This window comes from Pseudomonas fluorescens (genome assembly GCF_018614655.1).
In the GTDB taxonomy this organism is placed as follows: Bacteria; Pseudomonadota; Gammaproteobacteria; order Pseudomonadales; family Pseudomonadaceae; genus Aquipseudomonas; species Aquipseudomonas fluorescens_BX.
In genome coordinates, this window is the sequence record NZ_JAGGOG010000003.1 from 13,543 (window position 1) to 34,154 (window position 20,612).

Annotated in this window: 16 protein-coding genes; 6 read left to right on the top strand and 10 right to left on the bottom strand. The window is 60.6% G+C overall.

What is annotated here, in order from left to right; translation table 11 throughout:
• Positions 1-41: 41 nt before the first annotated feature.
• Positions 42-284: a hypothetical protein gene (locus tag J7E41_RS02655; protein ID WP_214989923.1), complete on the bottom strand. Its 243-nt coding sequence runs from the start codon at positions 282-284 to the stop codon at positions 42-44.
• 215 nt (positions 285-499) lie between these two features.
• On the opposite strand from J7E41_RS02655, the gene J7E41_RS02660 reads away from it, so the two are divergent.
• The 6 genes from J7E41_RS02660 to J7E41_RS02685 all read left to right on the top strand — a co-directional run bounded on the left by J7E41_RS02660 (position 500) and on the right by J7E41_RS02685 (position 10,098).
• The gene (locus tag J7E41_RS02660) at positions 500-1,666 is read left to right on the top strand and encodes an efflux RND transporter periplasmic adaptor subunit (protein ID WP_214989925.1); all 1,167 of its coding nucleotides are present in this window, start codon (positions 500-502) and stop codon (positions 1,664-1,666) included.
• Positions 1,663-4,758 (top strand): multidrug efflux RND transporter permease subunit, encoded by a 3,096-nt coding sequence (locus J7E41_RS02665; RefSeq protein ID WP_214989927.1) that lies wholly within the window; start codon positions 1,663-1,665, stop codon positions 4,756-4,758. The genes J7E41_RS02660 and J7E41_RS02665 overlap by 4 nt, the downstream gene beginning before the upstream one ends.
• A gap of 9 nt (positions 4,759-4,767) precedes the next feature.
• Complete coding sequence (locus J7E41_RS02670; protein ID WP_214989929.1) at positions 4,768-5,445, top strand: heavy metal response regulator transcription factor; 678 nt, start codon at positions 4,768-4,770, stop codon at positions 5,443-5,445.
• A complete protein-coding gene (locus J7E41_RS02675) occupies positions 5,435-6,799 on the top strand; it encodes a heavy metal sensor histidine kinase (RefSeq protein ID WP_214989931.1) in 1,365 nt (454 codons plus the stop codon). Before J7E41_RS02670 ends, J7E41_RS02675 begins: the two co-directional genes overlap by 11 nt.
• A gap of 395 nt (positions 6,800-7,194) precedes the next feature.
• Positions 7,195-8,517, top strand: coding sequence for an OprD family porin (locus tag J7E41_RS02680; RefSeq protein WP_214989933.1), 1,323 nt, complete (start codon positions 7,195-7,197; stop codon positions 8,515-8,517).
• An 84-nt stretch (positions 8,518-8,601) separates the two neighbouring features.
• Entirely contained in the window at positions 8,602-10,098 is a 1,497-nt protein-coding gene (locus tag J7E41_RS02685; RefSeq protein ID WP_214989934.1) for a sensor domain-containing diguanylate cyclase, read from the top strand.
• Between the two features lie 53 nt (positions 10,099-10,151).
• Here the strand turns inward: J7E41_RS02685 and lpxC are convergent, their stop codons facing one another.
• The 9 genes from lpxC to murD all read right to left on the bottom strand — a co-directional run bounded on the left by lpxC (position 10,152) and on the right by murD (position 20,612).
• Positions 10,152-11,063 carry a UDP-3-O-acyl-N-acetylglucosamine deacetylase gene (gene lpxC, locus J7E41_RS02690; protein WP_214989935.1) on the bottom strand — a complete coding sequence of 304 codons (912 nt, stop codon included), beginning with the start codon at positions 11,061-11,063 and terminating at the stop codon, positions 10,152-10,154.
• A gap of 112 nt (positions 11,064-11,175) precedes the next feature.
• Complete coding sequence (gene ftsZ / locus J7E41_RS02695) at positions 11,176-12,363, bottom strand: cell division protein FtsZ (protein ID WP_214989936.1); 1,188 nt, start codon at positions 12,361-12,363, stop codon at positions 11,176-11,178.
• Between the two features lie 79 nt (positions 12,364-12,442).
• Positions 12,443-13,705 carry a cell division protein FtsA gene (gene ftsA, locus J7E41_RS02700; RefSeq protein ID WP_214989937.1) on the bottom strand — a complete coding sequence of 421 codons (1,263 nt, stop codon included), beginning with the start codon at positions 13,703-13,705 and terminating at the stop codon, positions 12,443-12,445.
• A 15-nt stretch (positions 13,706-13,720) separates the two neighbouring features.
• The gene (locus J7E41_RS02705) at positions 13,721-14,590 is read right to left on the bottom strand and encodes a cell division protein FtsQ/DivIB (RefSeq protein ID WP_214989938.1); all 870 of its coding nucleotides are present in this window, start codon (positions 14,588-14,590) and stop codon (positions 13,721-13,723) included.
• A gap of 4 nt (positions 14,591-14,594) precedes the next feature.
• Positions 14,595-15,551 carry a D-alanine--D-alanine ligase gene (locus tag J7E41_RS02710; RefSeq protein ID WP_214989939.1) on the bottom strand — a complete coding sequence of 319 codons (957 nt, stop codon included), beginning with the start codon at positions 15,549-15,551 and terminating at the stop codon, positions 14,595-14,597.
• A complete protein-coding gene (gene murC / locus J7E41_RS02715) occupies positions 15,548-16,993 on the bottom strand; it encodes a UDP-N-acetylmuramate--L-alanine ligase (protein ID WP_214989940.1) in 1,446 nt (481 codons plus the stop codon). The genes J7E41_RS02710 and murC overlap by 4 nt, the downstream gene beginning before the upstream one ends.
• Complete coding sequence (murG, locus tag J7E41_RS02720; protein WP_214989941.1) at positions 16,986-18,056, bottom strand: undecaprenyldiphospho-muramoylpentapeptide beta-N-acetylglucosaminyltransferase; 1,071 nt, start codon at positions 18,054-18,056, stop codon at positions 16,986-16,988. Before murG ends, murC begins: the two co-directional genes overlap by 8 nt.
• A complete protein-coding gene (gene ftsW, locus J7E41_RS02725; RefSeq protein WP_214989942.1) occupies positions 18,046-19,269 on the bottom strand; it encodes a putative lipid II flippase FtsW in 1,224 nt (407 codons plus the stop codon). The genes murG and ftsW overlap by 11 nt, the downstream gene beginning before the upstream one ends.
• Positions 19,266-20,612, bottom strand: coding sequence for a UDP-N-acetylmuramoyl-L-alanine--D-glutamate ligase (gene murD / locus J7E41_RS02730; protein WP_214989944.1), 1,347 nt, complete (start codon positions 20,610-20,612; stop codon positions 19,266-19,268). The genes ftsW and murD overlap by 4 nt, the downstream gene beginning before the upstream one ends.

Sequence of the window (20,612 nt, forward strand, 5' to 3'; positions counted from 1 at the left end):
TACCAATGCAGGGGATTTCTTACCGGTACAGGCCAGAGCAGTCAGCGCTTGCCCATCGAGCGGCGGGTGCCGGGAGGTGCCATGCCCGGGCTCTTGGTATGACCGTTCTTGGCGCCGTTTTTGTACCAGGGCTGGCTGGCACTTTTTTCCCCGGCAAGCTCGCCCGGTTTGAATGGAAACTTGAACGCCGGGATCTCGGTTTTGGCTGCGCTTTCGACGTTTTCAGGGTTGACCTGTCCGTCAATCTCGACAGCTTCAACAGGGGGTTGTGTCGGGGAATTCATGGGAGCTCCGGGGAGTGCAAAAAATGACGCGGGACCGCCTTGCGGACCACACTGGTGCGCAGTATACCTGCGCGCCTCGGATCTTTAACCACTGCCCGTACGAATGGTCGGTGTTTGCTGACAGCGCCGTCAGTTAGCAGTCACTTTGCTGACCCGGTCCACAGGCTATAAAGAGCCATCATTCTTCCGTTTCTCTGTCCGGGCGCCGTCACCCCATGCACATTCCACGAAAATCTGCCGTGATCGTCGGCGTCCTGATACTACTGGCCATCGCCGCCTGGGCGTTGACCCGGCCGACCAAGACCAAACTGGTGGCCTCGACGGCAATCCCGGTGCGAGTGGTCAGCGTCGCCGAGCAGGACATCCCACGTTTCGTCAGCGGTATCGGTTCGGTGTTGTCGTTGCACAGCGTGATCATCCGGCCGCAGATCGACGGCATCCTCACCCAGTTGCTGGTCAAGGAAGGCCAACGGGTCAAGGCCGGCGACCTGCTGGCGACCATCGACGACCGTTCGATTCGCGCCAGCCTGGACCAGGCTCGGGCGCAACTGGGGGAAAGCCTGGCGCAACTGCAAGTGGCGCAGGTTAACCTCAAGCGCTACAAGGAATTGAGTGTCGACGACGGTGTGTCCAAGCAAACCTACGACCAGCAACAAGCCCTGGTCAACCAGCTCAAGGCGACGGCCCAGGGTAACCAGGCCGCCATTGATTCAGCGCAGGTGCAGTTGTCGTACACGCAGATTCGCTCGCCCGTTACTGGGCGCGTCGGTATTCGTACGGTGGATGAAGGCAACTTCCTGCGCATGAGCGATGCCCAAGGCTTATTCTCGGTTACCCAGATCGACCCGATTGCCGTCGAATTCTCCCTGCCGCAGCAAATGCTGCCCACCCTGCAAGGCTTGATCGCCGCCCAGCACCCTGCCAACGTCAACGCCTACATGGGCGCCGACACGGATGGCCAGACCGGTGACCTGCTCGGCGAAGGCCGCCTGAGCCTGATCGACAACCAGATCAGCGCCACCACCGGTACCATCCGCGCCAAGGCCGAATTCAGCAATGCCCCGCAGAAATTGTGGCCGGGGCAACTGGTGACCATCAAGATCCAGACCGCCCTCGACAAAAACGCCCTCGTGGTGCCGCCGACGGTGGTCCAGCGCGGCCTGGACTCGCACTTCGTGTACCGGATCAACGGTGACAAGGTCGATATCGTGCCAGTGCAGGTGGTTTATCAGAACAGCGACATGAACATCGTCAAGGGCGTGCAGGCCGGTGACGTACTGGTCAGCGATGGCCAGTCGCGGCTCAAGGCCGGGGCTCAGGTGGAGGTCCTCAAGGAACCGCCGCAGGTGATCCAGACCGCCAACGCGCAGGTGCAGCCATGAAGGGCAGCCTCTCGCCATCTGCCTGGTGCGTCGACCACCCGGTCGCCACCCTGCTGCTGACCTTCGCCCTGGTACTGCTGGGGCTGATCGCCTTTCCGCGCCTGCCCATCGCGCCGCTGCCGGAAGCGGAATTCCCGACCATCCAGGTCACCGCGCAATTGCCTGGCGCCAGCCCCGACACCATGGCCTCATCGGTCGCGACGCCCCTGGAAGTGCAATTCAGCGCCATTCCCGGCATGACCCAGATGACCTCCAGCAGTGCGCTGGGCTCTAGCCTGTTGACCCTGCAATTCACCCTTAACAAGAGCATCGACACGGCCGCGCAAGAAGTGCAGGCGGCGATCAACACCGCCTCCGGCAAGCTACCCAGCGACATGCCAAGCCTGCCGACCTGGAAGAAGGTCAACCCGGCGGACAGCCCGGTGCTGATCCTCAGCGTCAGTTCCAGCAGCATGCCCGGCACTGAGCTGAGCGACTACGTGGAAACCCTGCTGGCCCGGCAGATCAGCCAGATCGATGGCGTCGGCCAGATCAACATTACCGGCCAGCAACGCCCGGCTATTCGCGTGCAAGCCTCGCCGGACAAACTCGCGGCCATCGGCCTGACCCTGGCGGACATTCGCCTGGCCATCCAGCAATCAAGCCTGAACCTGGCCAAGGGTGCGCTCTACGGACAGAACAGCGTGTCCACTCTGTCCACCAACGACCAACTGTTTCACCCCGAGGAATACGGCGAGCTGATCGTCTCCTACAAAGACGGCGCGCCCGTGCAGTTGCGGGACGTGGCACGAGTGGTCAATGGCTCGGAAAACGCCTACGTCCAGGCGTGGTCCGGCGATACGCCAGGGGTCAACCTGGTGATTTCCCGCCAACCCGGCGCCAATATCGTCGAGACCGTGGACCGTATTCAGGCAGAGCTACCGCGCCTGGAGGCCATGCTGCCAGCCTCGGTGGACGTCACCGTACTGTCGGACCGGACCAAGACCATTCGCGCCTCCCTGCATGAAGTGGAAATCACCCTGTTGATCGCCGTGCTGCTGGTGGTGGCGGTGATGGCGCTGTTCCTGCGGCAATGGTCGGCGACGATGATTGTGTCCAGCGTGCTCGGGGTGTCGCTGATCGCCAGCTTTGCCTTGATGTACGTGATGGGCTTCAGCCTGAACAACTTGACCCTGGTGGCCATCGTGATCGCCGTGGGCTTTGTGGTGGACGATGCCATCGTGGTGGTGGAGAACATCCACCGCCATCTGGAAGCGGGCCTGGGCATGCGCGAGTCGGCCATCAAAGGCGCCGGCGAGATTGGCTTTACCGTGGTGTCCATCAGCTTCTCGCTGGTGGCGGCGTTTATTCCGCTGCTGTTCATGGGCGGCGTGGTGGGACGCCTGTTCAAGGAGTTCGCCCTGACCGCCACCTCGACCATTCTGATCTCGGTGGTAGTGTCCCTGACCCTGGCCCCCACATTGGCCGCGCTATTCATGCGTGCGCCGACCCATCATCCCCACGACAAACCCGGTTTCAGCGAACGCCTGCTGGCCGGTTACGCCAGGAACCTGCACCGTGCCCTGGCTCACCCACGATTGATGCTGAGTATCTTCATCGTGACCCTGGGGCTGGCCATCGCCGGTTACGTGTTTATTCCCAAGGGTTTCTTCCCGGTACAAGACACAGGTTTTGTCCTTGGTACCAGCGAAGCGGCGGCTGACGTGTCCTATCCGGACATGATCGCCAAGCATCAGGCCCTGGCCGAAATCGTCAAGGCCGACCCGGCGGTGGAGACGTTCTCCCACTCCGTTGGCGTGACCGGCAGTAACCAGACCATCGCCAATGGCCGATTCTGGATTGCCTTGAAAGATCGTGGTGATCGCGATGTGTCCGCCAGCCAGTTTATCGATCGCATCCGCTCCAAGCTGGCCAAAGTACCGGGTATCGTCCTTTACCTGCGGGCAGGCCAGGATATCAACCTCAGCTCCGGCCCCAGCCGCAGCCAGTACCAATACGTACTCAAGAGCAACGACGGCCCGACGCTGAACACCTGGACCCAGCGCCTGACGGAAAAGCTGCGGGCCAACCCGGCGTTCCGCGACCTGTCCAACGACCTGCAACTGGGGGGCAGCATCACCCATATCAGCATCGACCGACAGGCCGCCGCCCGCTTTGGCCTGACTGCTACCGATGTCGATCAAGCGCTCTACGATGCTTTCGGTCAACGCCAGGTCAATGAGTTCCAGACCGAGATCAACCAGTACCAAGTGGTGCTGGAACTCGACACCCAGCAGCGCGGCAAGGCCGAAAGCCTCAATTACTTCTACCTGCGCTCCCCGTTGAGTGGCGAGATGGTGCCGCTGTCGGCGGTGGCCAAGGTCGATCCGCCCACCGTCGGGCCGTTGTCCATCAGCCATGACGGCATGTTCCCGGCGGCCAACCTGTCGTTCAACCTGGCACCGGGCGTGGCCTTGGGTGATGCGGTGATCATGCTCAACCAGGCGAAGAACGAGATCGGCATGCCGGCCTCCATCATCGGTAACTTTCAGGGTGCGGCTCAGGCATTCCAAAGCTCGCTGGCCAGCCAGCCATGGCTGATCCTCGCGGCGCTGGTGGCGGTCTACATCATTCTCGGGGTGCTGTATGAGAGCTTTGTGCATCCGCTGACCATCATCTCCACCCTGCCCTCGGCGGGACTGGGGGCGTTGATCATGTTGTGGCTATTGGGCCAGGACTTTTCGATCATGGCGTTGATCGGCCTGGTGCTGCTGATTGGTATCGTCAAGAAGAACGGCATCCTGATGATCGACTTCGCCCTGGAGGCCCAACGCGTTCGTGGATTGGCGCCCCATGACGCGATTTATGAAGCCTGCGTTACGCGGTTCCGGCCAATTATCATGACCACCCTCGCCGCGTTGCTGGGTGCCGTGCCGCTGATGTTGGGTGCCGGCCCCGGGGCGGAACTGCGCCAGCCGCTGGGGATCGCGGTGGTCGGTGGGTTGCTGGTAAGCCAGGCGCTGACGCTGTTCACCACGCCGGTCATATACTTGTACCTTGAGAAACTTTTTCACAGACCCGAACCGGCCCCTGAGCTGGCGACCACACACTGAGGCAGGGTCATGCGCGTTCTGATTATTGAAGACGAAGAAAAAACGGCTGACTACCTGCACCGCGGCCTGACGGAGCAAGGCTACACCGTCGACGTGGCGCGCGACGGCGTCGAAGGTTTACACCTGGCCCTGGAGAATGACTACGCAGTGATCGTGCTCGATGTGATGCTGCCGGGGATTGACGGCTTTGGTGTGCTGCGGGCATTGCGCGCCCGCAAACAGACGCCGGTGATCATGCTCACCGCCCGGGAGCGGGTGGAAGACCGCATTCGCGGCCTGCGTGAAGGTGCCGATGATTACTTGGGTAAACCCTTTTCGTTCCTCGAACTGGTGGCGCGCCTGCAAGCCCTGACCCGGCGCAGCGGCGGCCACGAGCCGGTGCAAGTGACCGTTGCCGACCTGTGGATCGACTTGATCAGCCGCAAGGCCAGCCGTAATGGCGTGCGCCTGGACCTGACCGCCAAGGAGTTCTCGTTGCTCAGCGTATTGGCTCGACGCCAAGGCGAGATCCTGTCCAAGACCTCCATTGCGGAAATGGTCTGGGACATCAATTTCGACAGCGACGCCAACGTTGTGGAAGTGGCGATCAAGCGCCTGCGGGCCAAACTCGACGGGCCGTTCGAACAGAAACTGCTGCACACCATCCGCGGCATGGGCTATGTGCTGGAGAACCGCAGTGTCGGCTAATTCCATCGCCCTGCGCCTGAGTGGCATGTTCACCCTCGTGGCCATGCTGATCTTTCTGTTGATCGGCGGCGCGCTGTACCAACAGGTAGACCGTGGCCTGGGCTTGTTGCCGGGCGCCGAGCTGGATGCGCGCTACAGCGTGCTGGAGTCTTCGGTGACGCGTTTTGGTACGCCGGACCATTGGGCAAAGATCACCAACAAACTCAAATTGCTGGGGGAAGAAGACAAACGCATCCGCTTCTGGGTGGTGAGCAGTGATCCCACCTACGAATACGGCAACCCCGACGCACAGATTCGTGCGTTCGCCGAAGGGCCGGTCGGCAAGCGCGACCTGCACCTGCCGGGGCACGCTTATCCGTTCAAAGTGCTGGTGAGCCAGTTCCCGGCCAAGGAACAACGTCCGCCGCTGCGCTTCATGATTGCCATCGATACCGAAAACTTCCGCGCGACCCAGCATCATTTACTGGTGGCGCTGATCAGCCTCGCGCTGGTGGGTGTGGTGCTGGCATCCCTGCTGGGTTTCTGGGTGGCGCGCATTGGTCTCAAACCGCTGATCAAGCTGTCGGATGAGGCACAGAAACTCGCCCCACCGAAACTCTCCGGACGCCTGCAACTGTCGCCGTTGCCGCCGGAACTCAAGCAGTTCGTCAACTCCTTCAACTCCACCCTGGACCGGGTGGAACAGGCCTACTCCCGGCTGGAATCGTTCAACGCCGACGTTGCCCATGAACTGCGCTCCCCCTTGACCAACCTGATTGGCCAGACCCAGGTCGCCCTGACCCGTGGCCGTTCGGCGGAGCATTACTTCGAGGTGCTGCAATCAAACCTGGAAGAGCTGGAGCGCCTGCGCTCGATTATCAATGACATGCTGTTCCTGGCCAGTGCCGACCAGGGCAGCAAAGCCACCAAGCTGATTGAAAGCTCACTGGCCGATGAGGTCGCCACCACACTCGATTACCTGGACTTCATCCTTGAAGACGCCCAGGTACAAGTGCAGGTGATCGGCGATGCTCAGGTACAAATCGAAAAAGCCCATTTGCGGCGGGCGCTGATCAACCTGCTGAGCAATGCCGTGCAACACACCGCGCCAGGGCAGACCATCAAGGTGAAGATCGACGTGCTGGAGCATCACGTGGCGATTGGAGTGACCAACCCTGGCGAGGTGATCGCCAGCGAGCACTTGCCTCGCTTGTTTGAACGCTTCTATCGGGTGGACGCGTCCCGCAGCAACAGCGGCGCCAACCACGGGTTGGGGTTGGCGATCGTCAAGGCGATTGCATTGATGCATGGCGGCGATGTGTTTGTGCGCAGTGAGGTCGGTGGCAATACGTTCGGCATTACCCTGCCGGTCTAAATTTTCAAGACACCACAGATTCCAATGTGGGAGCGGGCTTGCTCGCGAATACGGTGGGTCATTCAGCCTTCATGTGACTGATCCTCCGCCTTCGCGAGCAAGCCCGCTCCCACATTTGGAATCCCATCCTAGATACTGTTGCGATTTGGGCAATAGTCATTATCTTGTTACACTCTGTATCGCACCGCTCACCTGCGCTAATTTGTCGCAGTGATGAGCGTGACGGCGAAGACAGCTGACCCGCTCTCCCCTATTTCCCTCGACTTATTTCCAGGGCTCTACACTGGGAATCTGCCTTAAAGCCGCTGACTTCAGCGGCTTTTTTTTGCCCCAAAAAAGCCAGGCAAACCTAACGACACTGGCCAGTTTCGACCCATCCAAAGGAGCTCCTCCCGGTGAAAACTTCGCTGACGTTCACCCCGCTATTCCTCGCAATTACTGCAACTATCATCCCTTTTGCCCACGCGGCAAACCCCGCGCCCGCCGATGGTTTCGTCGAAGGCTCAAGCTTCAAGATCAACACCCGCAACTACTACATGAACCGCGACCGCCGCGATACTCACACCGATGACAGCAAGGAATGGGGCCAGGGCTTCCTCGGGATCTTTGAATCCGGCTACACCCAGGGCACTGTCGGTTTCGGTCTCGACGCCCACGCCATGCTCGGCCTCAAGCTTGATGGCGGTGGCGGTACCGACGGCTCCAGCATCCTGCCGGTGGGCTCCGGCAACGGCAAAGCGCCGGGCTCTTTTTCAACCGCAGGCGGCACCCTGAAAATGCGTGCCTTCGACACCGAACTGAAAGCCGGCGACCTGTTTCTCAACAACCCGGTTATCGCGGGGGGCATGACCCGCATGCTGCCGCAGACCTTTCGTGGCATCAGCCTGACCAACCACAGCGTTGATGGCTGGATGATCGAAGGCGGCCAGGCCAGCTTCACCAAGCTCTACAACCAGAGCGGTCACCGCCGCATCGGCACCAGCTACGGCACCTTACCCACCGGTGAAGACAGCCAGCACTTGAACTGGGCCGGCGTGGCCTGGAGCGGCGCCCCGGGGCTGACCAGCAGCCTGTACGCGTCCGAACTCAAGGACATCTGGAACCAGTACTACTACGACCTGGACTACACCTACGCGGTCAACGACCTGGTCAGCCTCAACCCGGGCCTGCACTTCTACCATACCCAGGACACCGGCAACGCCCTGTTGGGCAACATCGACAACAACACCTACAGCCTGCACTTCACCGTTGGCGTCGGCAATCACAGCGTCACCGCCGCCTACCAGCGGGTCAACGGCAACACTCCGTTCGACTACATCACCCAGGGCGACAGCATCTACCTGGATAACTCCCAGCAATACTCGGACTTCAACGGCCCCAACGAGCGCTCGTGGAAGCTCAAGTACGCGTACGACTTCGCCGGCCTCGGCCTGCCAGGCCTGACCTCGGCCGTGTCCTATATCAGTGGCAAGACCGACCTGACCAAGGTCGATCCCGACAGCCGTGGCTACTCGTCCTGGTACAGCGCCGATGGCAAGAACGCCAAGCATTGGGAGCGGGATATCGACTTGAAGTACGTGGTCCAGAGCGGCAACGCCAAGAACCTGGCCGTGCGCCTGCAGTGGGCAACCAACCGGGGTGGTAATGGTTATTCGGCGGTGGATCGGGACATGGATGAGTACCGGGTGATTGTGGATTACCCCATTGATGTGTTTTGAGCCGGATCTTTCTTTTACGGGTAACCACTTAATTCGTACTGCATCGAACTAAACTGCCAGCATCCCCACGCTGAAGTCAGTCCGATGAGTCCACGCTCCGCCTTTATCCGCCCTGCACGCCCAGAGCTTTTACTGATTCTGGGCAGTGGCCTCACCGTCATCCTCATCGTTGGCATCGTGGCCGTGTTGCTGATCCGTGAACACGCCAGCGCTCTGTTGGCCGCCAAACGCTCGACCAGCAACATCACCCAGCTAATCAACGCCGATGTGCTGCGTAACGTCGAACTGTATGACTTGGCCCTGCAAGGTCTGACCGCTGCGGCGACTCGCCAGGACTTGTCCCAGGTCCCGGCAGACATTCGGCATCTGGTGCAGTTCGATCAGGCAACGGCGGCCCCTTACAAGGGTGAAGTCCTGCTGCTGGACAAGACAGGCGCGGTCACTGCCGACTCATCGACGCTGGCACCCACTCCCCGCAACTTCGCCAACCGAGACTTTTTCCAAATACACCAACAGAACACCGACGCCGGACTGTTCATCAGCCGTCCTTTCAAAGTCCGCTGTGACTGCGATCAGGTATGGCGCATTGCGTTCAGCCGAAGGGTCAACGGGCCAGATGCCGAGTTCGCAGGGGTCGCGGTCGCGACCATGCGTCTGGCGTATTTCGACCAGTTGTTCAACAGCCTCACGATCGGCAGTGGCAGCAGCATCAACCTGCTTAACAACAGCGGTATTCTCCTGGCCCAGCAACCCTTGCTCGAACAGAACATGATCGACAAGGACCTGAGTGCACGGCCGAACTTCAAAAGAATGCTGCGCGAGGGTAGCGGCAGTTTCAGTGGAATCTCCAGCATCGACGGCACCTCACGCTTGTACACATTCACCAACGTCGGCACGCTGCCGCTGATCGTCGCGGTGGCGTTGTCCAGTGATGACGTGTTCGCCGCCTGGAAACGCGCAGCCCTGCTGATCAGTGGCGCTACCGGCGTGCTGTGCATTGGCCTGTTGTGGCTGACCTGGTTGTTACGTCTGGAGTTGCGCCGACGCTATCGAGCCGAAGCGGTGTTGTCGGAGCTTGCCGCCACGGATGCCCTGACCAGCCTGGCCAACCGTCGCACCCTGGATCAGCGCTTTCGCCTGGAATGGGACCGTACCCAACGCTCGGGGGATCCACTGGCCTTGTTGATGATCGACGTCGATCACTTCAAGGCCTTCAACGACCGTCATGGCCATCAGGCTGGCGATGAAGCCTTGCGCAGCGTGGCTCAGGTCATCGACAGCACTATTCGTCGCCCTGCCGACCTGGCCGCCCGTTATGGCGGTGAGGAGTTTGCGGTGATCCTGCCGCATACCGACGGCCACGGCGCCGGGCGGATTGCCGAGCATATCCGCAGTGCCGTCGAGCACTTGCCACCGGTGGCCGGGGACACGAGCCCCATTACGGTGAGCATCGGGTTCGCCATCTGGGATAAAAACAACCGTGGCTCCCTGGAAGAATTGCTGCTCAGCGCCGACCGGGCGCTGTACGAGGCCAAGCACAGCGGGCGTAATCGCAGTGTTGACGCAAAATCTCTGGCATAAAAAAAGGCCACCCGAAGGCAGCCTTTAAAAACAAAAGGAAAGAGAGTTGTTACTTACACCGCCGCGACGGGACGCATGTAAGAGATCGGTGCGGTGCTGGCATCTTCGAAGGTCACGACTTCCCAAGCATCTTTCTGGGCAATCAACTTGCGCAGCAGCTGGTTGTTCAGGGCGTGGCCCGACTTGAAGCCTTTGAACTCGCCTATCAGGCTATTGCCCAGCAGGTAGAGGTCACCGATTGCATCGAGGATCTTGTGCTTCACGAATTCGTCTTCATAGCGAAGGCCGTCTTCGTTCAGTACACCATCCGCGTCGACCACAATGGCGTTTTCAACGCTGCCGCCGAGTGCGAGGTTGTGCTTGCGCAGGTACTCGATGTCACTCATGAAACCAAAGGTACGGGCGCGGCTGACTTCTTTTACGAACGAAGTGCTGGAAAAATCCACGCTTGCACTTTGGGTGCGGTCACGGAATACCGGGTGATCGAAATCGATCTCAAAGCTCACTTTGAAGCCTTCAAACGGGACGAAGGTGGCGCGCTTGTCGCCGTCTTCTACTGTCACTTCCCGCAGAATGCGAATGAACTTCTTGGCTGCGTCCTGTTCTTCCAGGCCGGCAGATTGAATCAAGAATACGAAGGGTCCAGCGCTGCCATCCATGATAGGGACTTCGGACGCGGAGAGCTCGACGTAGGCGTTATCGATGCCCAGGCCAGCCATGGCCGAGAGCAAATGCTCCACCGTGTCCACTTTGACGTCACCGTTGACCAATGTGGTCGACATAGTGGTTTCGCCAACGTTTTCCGCGCGAGCAGGAATCTGCACCACAGGGTCCAGGTCGGCACGAACAAACACGATGCCGGTGTCGACAGGTGCAGGTTTGAGAGTCAGGTATACCTTCTCCCCGGAGTGCAGACCTACACCTGTGGCACGGATAATATTCTTCAGGGTGCGTTGTTTAATCATGGCTTGGACCGCTTCAGCGCAAATTGCGAACTGGTATCAACAAAGGCTGGCGATAATAGCAGACCAGACCTTTGCTGAACACCAATCACCTTCATAGCCCTGATACATTCCATTAATCGGCCTGACGACGCAGGAAAGCCGGGATGTCCAGGTAGTCCAGATCATCTTGCGGATTCAAGCGAGTCGACGCCGCAGCACCGGCCTGAGCCTGATTGCGCATCACGGTCGGACGATCCAGGTCACGATAGTTCACCGACGGCAGTTCCTGGCGCGAAGGCGCTGGAGCAGCAGCCGCTTGGCTGGTGTGAACGGTATTGTCGATAACCTTCACAGGTTTCTCGATTTTCGCGCCCAGACCGGTAGCCACTACCGTAACGTGCAGCTCGTCGCGCATGTCCGGATCGATAACAGTACCGACCTTGACCATCGCGTGCTCGGAAGCGAAGGCTTCGATGATGCTACCCACGTCGGAGTACTCACCCAGAGACAGGTCAGGACCGGCGGTGATGTTCACCAGGATGCCGCGTGCACCTTGCAGGTTCACGTCTTCCAGCAATGGATTGCGGATGGCCGCTTCGGTGGCTTCACGTGCACGGTTCGGACCGCTGGCGCAGCCAGTGCCCATCATCGCCATGCCCATTTCGCTCATCACGGTACGCACGTCGGCAAAGTCGACGTTGATCATGCCCGGACGCTTGATGATGTCGGAGATACCGCGAACGGCACCGGCCAGTACATCGTCAGCCTTGGCGAAAGCCGACAGCAGGCTGGCGTCTTTACCGAGGATGGTCAGCAGCTTCTCGTTAGGAATAGTGATCAACGAGTCGACGCTTTCCGACAGCAGACGGATGCCTTCATCGGCGATCTGCATGCGCTTGCGGCCTTCGAACGGGAACGGACGAGTCACCACCGCAACGGTGAGAATGCCCATTTCCTTCGCCACTTCGGCAATGATCGGCGCAGCACCGGTACCGGTACCACCGCCCATGCCCGTGGTGATGAACACCATGTTGGTGCCCTGCAGCACTTCGGCAATACGCTCGCGGTCTTCCAGGGCGGCTTGACGGCCGACTTCCGGATTGGCGCCAGCACCCAGGCCCTTGGTCACGGCTGTGCCCAATTGCAGGATGGTGCGTGCACCGATGCTTTTCAGGGCCTGGGCGTCAGTGTTGGCGCAGATGAACTCAACGCCTTCAATGTTGCTCTTGACCATATGGTTGACAGCGTTGCCGCCGCCACCGCCGACACCGATTACTTTGATAACCGGGCTTGCGGGGATGTTGTCTACGAGTTCGAACATTTTCCCTCTCCTTTCATTTCTCTAGTTTTTTCGCCTACTGCATGCATCTACAACAGTGAAACGGTGTTGCGGTAAATCTTTAGAAATTGCCTTTCACCCAGGCTTGTAACCGCTCGAGCAACGGCGTTTTCGCTTCGTCGTCGCTTCTGTAGCTTTCGCGGTTGCCAATACCCGACAGGGAAATGCCGTCGGTCTGCTTTTGCAGCCCGTACAACAGCAAGCCCACACCGGTGGAATAAATCGGGTTACGCACCACGTCGCCCAGGCCTTTGACACCATGGGGCACGCCCAGGCGGACTGGCATATGGAAGATTTCCTCGGCCAGTTCGACCGCGCCTTCCATCTTCGAGGTGCCACCGGTCAGCACGATGCCGGCAGGGATCAAATCTTCGTAGCCGCTGCGGCGCAGTTCAGCCTGGATCAGGGTGAACAACTCGTCGTAGCGCGGCTCGACCACTTCGGCCAACGCCTGGCGGGACAGCTCGCGCGGTGGACGGTCGCCAACGCTTGGTACCTTGATGGTTTCACCGGCACCGGCCAGCTTGGCCAGGGCGCAGGCGTAACGGATCTTGATTTCTTCGGCGTACTGGGTCGGTGTGCGCAACGCCATGGCGATGTCGTTGGTCACCTGATCACCGGCAATCGGGATCACGGCGGTGTGACGGATCGCACCCTCGGTGAAGATCGCGATGTCGGTGGTACCGCCGCCGATGTCCACCAGGCACACGCCCAGTTCTTTTTCGTCGTCGGTCAGTACCGAATACGCGGACGCAAGCTGCTCCAGAATGATGTCGTCGATTTCCAGGCCACAGCGGCGCACGCACTTTTCAATGTTCTGTGCGGCATTGACGGCGCAAGTGACCACGTGGACCTTGGCTTCCAGACGTACGCCCGACATGCCCAACGGTTCACGAACACCTTCCTGGTTATCGATCACGTAATCCTGCGGCAGGGTGTGCAGCACCCGCTGGTCGGCCGGGATCGCTACGGCTTGCGCGGCGTCCAGTACCCGTTCCAGGTCAGCCGAGCTGACTTCGCGATCACGAATCGCCACGATGCCGTGGGAGTTCAGGCTGCGGATGTGGTTGCCGGCAACACCGACAAACGCCGAGTGAATCCGGCAACCGGCCATCAGCTGCGCTTCTTCAATGGCGCGCTGGATCGACTGCACGGTGGATTCGATGTTGACCACCACGCCCTTCTTCAGGCCCCGGGACGGATGCGTGCCGATACCGACGATTTCCAGCGTGCCGTCGTCCGAGACCTCGCCTACCAGCGCCACCACCTTGGAGGTGCCGATATCGAGACCGACGATCATTTTGCCGCTTTGCACGTTTGCCATGGGTCCTGCCTCTTCTTAATTCTTCGCGACAGCGGGCTGCGCTGCCGTGGGCGCCGCAGCGGCCCGCCAGCCGACGGACAGGCCGTTGGCGTAACGCAGGTCGATGCTCGCAATGTTCGTAATCTGTTCTTTCAAGGTCTTTTCATAGATGGCGATAAAACGGCGCATCTTCTCCACCAAGTTGCCGCGTCCCAGCAACAACTCGATACCCGGCCCGGAACTGCCGGCCCCGGTGGTCAAAAACCAGCTGCCCCGCTCACGCAATTCCAGTCGCGCGATAGAGAAGCCCAGTGGCCGCAGCATCTGGCTCAAGGCCTGGTACTGCTGCATCACTTGCTGTTGCGCCCGTTGTGGTCCGAACAACTGCGGCAGGTGCTCATAATTCGCTACTTCGCGAGGCGCGAACGCCTGGCCCTGGTTGTTCAACAACGCGCCATCGCCCCAACGGGCCACGGGCAGTTGTTCTTCCAGGCGGATCGTCACTTGATCCGGCCAAACACGGCGCACTTCGGCGTGGGCAATCCACGGCATCTGTTCCAGTTCGGAACGCATGCCTGCCAGGTCGATGGTGAAGAAGCTCGCCGCCAGGTACGGGCCGATCCGCTGTTGCACCGCTTGCTGGCTGATGTAGCTCAAATCACCCTGCACGCTGATCTTGGTAATCGGGCGATCCGCGTAAGGCAGCAGACGCTGGGCACCTTCGTAGGTGCCAAAACCCAAGGCCACCAACAACACCGGCCAGAACAACGCTTTGAGAAAACCAAAGTTGGCTTTCGGCAGGCGCGCCGACATCGGCTCTTTAGCCACCATCCGGCTGGCACCCCGAGGCACCGGCTTGCGGCCGGGTGGCGGGGTTTGCTGATGACGAAGCGATGCGCCTTGCATGGTCTTAACCCCGCGGCTCAATGCTTGCTGCCAGAATGGCCAGCACCAACTGCTGGAAATCCAATCCGGCTGCGCGTGCAGCCATAGGTACCAGGCTGTGATCGGTCATCCCGGGTGCGGTGTTGACTTCAAGGAACCAGAAATTCCCTTGGCCATCCTGCATCACGTCTGCCCGCGCCCAACCGGCGATACCCAGCGCCTCACAGGCTTTCGCCGTGAGGTCCATCAATTCCTGTTCCTTGGCACTGTCGAGGCCGCACGGGATCCGGTACTGGGTATCGGAAGCCAGGTACTTGGCGTCGTAGTCGTAAAAGGTATGGGGCGTGCCCAAAGCGATAGGCGGTAATACCTGACCACGCAGGGTTGCGATGGTGTACTCGGGACCGGAAATCCACTGTTCCACCAACACTTGCGAATCGTAGGTACTGGCCGCTTTCCATGCGTCAATCAATTCGGCGGCCGAGTTCACTTTGGCCATGCCGATACTGGAGCCTTCATGGGCTGGTTTGACGATCAAAGGCAAGCCCAGTTCCTTGGCTGCAGAAATACAATCGTCTTCGCTGCACAGCACGGCATGACGCGGGGTCGGAATACCCAGGCTGTGCCAGACCTGCTTGGTACGCAGCTTGTCCATCGCCAGCGCCGAGGCCAGGATGCCACTGCCGGTATACGGAATGCCCAGGCATTCCAGCAGGCCCTGCATGCTGCCGTCTTCACCGCCACGGCCGTGAAGAATGACGAAGGCGCGATCAATTTTTTCGGCCTGCAGGCGCGACAGGAAGTCATCGCCCACGTCGATGCCGAACGCATTCACGCCACCGCTGAGCAGCGCATCCAGCACGGCATTGCCGGACTTGAGCGACACTTCGCGCTCGGCACTCTTGCCGCCGAACAGCACTGCAACGCGGCCAAAATCGGCGGGCGCAACGGTGGAAAACAGGGAGCCGTAGTCAGTGGTCATTTCGACTTCCCCTGTGGTGAGGCAAACAACGGGCTTGCCAGCAATTTGGGGGCAAGGCCACCGATATCACCGGCGCCCTGGCACAGCAGGATGTCACCGGCACGCAGCAGTGGCTTGACCACGGGTGCGAGGTCGACACCACGCTCGATGTAGATCGGGTCCAACTGGCCGCGCTGACGGATGCTGTTGCACAGCTTGCGGCTGTCGGCGCCCGGGATCGGTTCTTCACCGGCCGGGTAGACTTCCATCAGCAGCAAGACGTTGGCATCGGCCAGTACATTGACGAAGTCGTCGTACAGGTCGCGGGTGCGGCTATAACGGTGCGGCTGGTAGACCATCACCAGGCGACGCTCCGGCCAGCCACCGCGCACTGCCTTGATCACAGCTGCGACCTCAGTCGGGTGGTGACCGTAGTCGTCCACCAGCATCACGCTCCCGCCATCCACCGGCAGTTCGCCGTAGACCTGAAAGCGCCGGCCCACACCGGCAAAGCCCGACAGGCCTTCGACGATGGCTTCATCGCTGACGCCCTCATCGGTGGCAATGCAGATGGTCGCCAGGGAGTTGAGCACGTTATGGTTGCCCGGCATGTTCACCGAGACGTCCAGCGGCTCACGGTCAGGACGCAGCACGGTGAAGAAGGTCTGCATGCCTTGCTGGCGAACATTGATAGCGCGCACGTCGGCGTCTTCGCTGAAGCCATAGGTCACGGTCGGACGCTTGACCAGCGGCAGGATCTCGCGCACCACCGGATCGTCCAGGCATACCACCGCCAGACCGTAGAACGGCAGGTTGTGGAGGAATTCGACGAAGGTTTTCTTCAGCTTGTTGAAGTCACCGTCGTAGGTCGCCATGTGGTCGGCGTCGATGTTGGTGACCACGGCCACCAGCGGCTGCAGGTGCAGGAAGCTGGCGTCGCTTTCATCGGCTTCGGCGATCAGGTAGCGGCTGGTGCCCAACTGTGCATTGGTGCCCGCTGCATTCAGCCGGCCACCGATCACGAACGTCGGGTCCAGGCCGCCGGCAGCGAACACCGAGGCGATCAGGCTGGTGGTGGTGGTCTTGCCATGGGTACCGGCGACGGCAATGCCGTGGCGGTAGCGCATCAGTTCGGCCAGCATCTCGGCGCGAGGCACCACGGGAATGCGCCGCTCAAGGGCGGTGGCCACTTCAGGGTTAGAGGTGTTCACGGCGCTGGAAACCACCAGCACGTCGGCCTCGGCAGCGTTCTCGGCACGGTGACCAATAAAGATTTGCGCGCCGAAAGACTCCAGGCGCTCGGTGACCGGCGACATTTTCAGGTCGGAGCCAGACACTTGGTAACCCAGGTTCAGCAACACTTCGGCAATCCCGCACATGCCCACACCGCCGATCCCGACGAAGTGAATGCGACGGATGCGGCGCATTTCCGGTTGTGGCATAGCTTTCTGATTCTCAACCATGGGCCACCTCCAGGCAGATATCGACCACGGTGCGGGTTGCGTCAGGCTTGGCCAGGCGGCTTGCGGTGCTCGCCATGCTGTTCAGTCGTTCCGGTTGCATCAAAACCTCAGTCAGGCGTGCGGCCAAATCGGCTGCGCCAGTCGTTCTTTGCGGCAGCAGGAAGGCAGCGCCCTCCCCGGCCAAATATTCGGCGTTGCGGGTCTGGTGATCGTCGATGGCGTGGGGCAAAGGCACCAGCAAGGACGGCAGACCGGCGGCGGCCAGTTCACTGACGGTCAACGCACCTGCGCGACAGACCACCAGGTCGGCCCAGCCATAGGCATGGGCCATGTCTTTGATGAAGGGCTGCACGTTGGCTTCAACCCCTGCGTCGCGATAGCGCCCGGCAGTTACTTCATCGTGATTTTTGCCCGCTTGATGGAACACTTCAGGACGCAGGTCCACGGGAAGCTGTGACAAGGCTTCGGGCAACAATTTGTTCAACGGCTCCGCGCCCAGGCTGCCACCGAGGATCAGCAAGTGCGGCTTGCGCCCAATCAGCGCCTGGCGCGCGATGGCCATGAACAGCTCGGTACGCACCGGGTTGCCGGTGGTACGGAGTTTGTCCGACGGGCCAAAGGTATTGGGGAACGCTTCGCACACCCGGGCAGCCAACGGTGCCAGCAGGCGATTGGCAGTTCCGGCAACGGCGTTCTGTTCGTGGACAATCACCGGCACGCCCGCAAGCCTGGCAGCCACACCACCGGGACCTGTCACATAACCGCCAAAGCCCAATACACAGACCGGCTTCAATTCACGAATGACTTTGCGCGCTTGCCAGACGGCCTTGAGCAACACGAACGGCGCCTTGAGCAGGGATAACTTGCTCTTGCCCCGCAGGCCGGTGACGTTGATCAGATGCAGCGGCAAGCCGGCATTCGGGACCAATTCATTTTCAATGCCACGCGGCGTGCCCAGCCAATGCACCGTGTAGCCACGGGCCTGGAATTCGCGAGCACAGGCCAGCGCCGGGAACACGTGGCCACCGGTGCCGCCCGCCATGATCAGCACGTTAGCGCCCATGGGTCGGCTCCTCGGCGAAGTCGCTTTCGCTGAACTCCATCTCTTCGCTGCCCAAATGGGTTCGACTCTCCCACTCGATACGCAGCAGCAACCCGAGACAGGCGCAGCAAATCACCAACGAACTACCACCGTAACTGAGGAACGGCAGGGTCAAGCCCTTGGTCGGCAGCAGGCCGACGTTCACACCGATGTTGATCAGGAACTGGCCGATCCACAGGAATGCCAAGCCATAAGCCACATAGGCTGCGAAAAACTGTTTGGCCTTCTCGGCCCACAAACCGATGTACATGGCCCGTACGCAGACGAACACGAACAGCGCGACGGTGCACAGGGAGCCAACCACACCCAGCTCTTCGGCAAGTACCGAGAACACGAAGTCCGTGTGGGCTTCCGGCAGGTAGAACTGTTTCTGCACACTGTTGCCCAGGCCCACACCCAGCCATTCACCGCGACCGAAGGCGATCAAGGCCTGGGTCAGTTGGTAGCCGGAACCGAACTGATCGGACCATGGGTCGGTAAAGGTGATCAGACGGGCCATCCGGTAAGGTTGCGCCTGGACCAGGATCGTCACCGCCGCCACTGCCAGCCCCACCATCAAGGCAAAGCGGAACAAGCCCACACCACCGAGGAATAGCATCGCCGCGGCGGCGCCCATCATCACCACGGTGGCGCCGAAGTCCGGCTCCATCAGCAGCAGGCCAGCCATCGGCAGCAGCACGATGAACGGTTTGAAGAAGCCCATCCAGCTTTCGCGCACTTCTTTCTGGCGCCGTACCAGGTAGCCCGCGAGGTAAATCACCACAAACACCTTGGCGATTTCCGAAGGCTGTACGTTGAACGCACCGAAGCCAATCCAGCGCATCGAACCGTTCACTTCACGGCCTATGCCGGGCACGATCACCATCACCAGCAAACCAAAGGCCCCGATCAGCATCAGCCAACCCAAGCGCTGCCAGGTGGCGATCGGAATCATCATGGTGACGATGCACGCCCCCAGGCCGATCACCAGGTAAACCAGATGACGGATCATCATGTACAGGGTGTTACCCGACTGCACGGCGGCCACTTCCGAGGATGCCGAGGTAATCATCACCAGGCCCAGGCCCAGCAGCGCGAGGCAACCGGCGAGCATCGGGAAGTCAAGGTCGATGCCACGCCCGGTAATGATCGGCGACGGGTAAGGCTTGATGATGTTTTTGAAGTCGATACTCATGCCAAGGCCTCCACGGCGCGAGCGAACAGCTGACCGCGCTCTTCGTAGTTCTTGAACATGTCGAAGCTGGCGCACGCCGGCGACAGCAGTACCGCATCACCCGCCTGGGCCAGGGCCCGGCATTGGGCAATGGCGTCATCCAATGATTGCGCACGAACCTGTGGCACCGAGCCGCCCAGGGCATCGGCGATCAAGCCGGAATCACGGCCCATCAGCACCACTGCGCGGCAGTTGGCCGCGACCGGACCTTTGAGGTCCTTGAAGTCAGCGCCCTTGCCGTCGCCACCGGCGATCAACACCACCTTGCCTTCGATGTCAGCACCGAGACCTTCGATGGCAGCCAACGCAGCGCCCACGTTAGTCGCCTTGGAGTCGTTGTAATAGCTGATGCCGTCCAGGTCGCGCACCCACTGGCAACGGTGCTCAAGGCCGGCAAAAGTACGCAGGCTCGAGAGCATGGCGTCGAACGGCAAGCCCACCGCATGACCGAGGGCCAGCGCCGCCAGGGCGTTGGACTGGTTATGCGCGCCACGAATTTTCAGCTCGCGCACCGGCATCAGGTTCTGGAATTCGAAGGCCAGGTATTTCTCGCCGTTCTCTTCACGAATACCGAAGGCCTTGAAGTCTGGTTTGCTCAAACCGAAGGTCCAGCACGGCAGACCTTCACCCATCAGCGGACGGCTCAGAGCATCCTGACGGTTGACCACCACTTGCCGCGCACCACGGAAGATCCGGTGTTTGGCCAGGTGATAGGCCGGCAGGCCGCTGTAGCGATCCATGTGGTCTTCGCTGACGTTCAACACGGTGGCGACTTCAGCCCCCAGTTGATCGGTGGTTTCCAGCTGGAAGCTCGACAGTTCCATCACGTAAAGCTCAATGTCATCGCTGAGCAGGTCCAGCGCCGGGGTGCCCAGGTTGCCACCCACGGCCACGCGCTTACCGGCCGCAGCTGCCATCTCACCCACGAGGGTGGTGACGGTACTTTTCGCGTTGGAGCCGCTGATGGCGACAATCGGCGCTTTCGCATTACGCGCGAACAACTCGATATCACCGGACAGTTTCACGCCACGAGCAGCAGCGGCTTGCAGGGCCGGAGTCGCCAACGCGAGTCCGGGGCTCACGTAGAGCTCATCGGCACGGCAGAGGAAGTCGACATCCAGCTCGCCACAACGCACTTCCACATGCGGGTAGTCACGGCGCAGCGTGACCAGCTCCGGTGGATTTTCCCGAGTATCGGCCACGGCGAACGACGTGCCCCGGTTCGCCAGGAAGCGAACCAGGGACATGCCGCTCTTGCCGAGGCCGACAACGATGCGGAAGTGGTCAGAAGCGATCAAGGACAC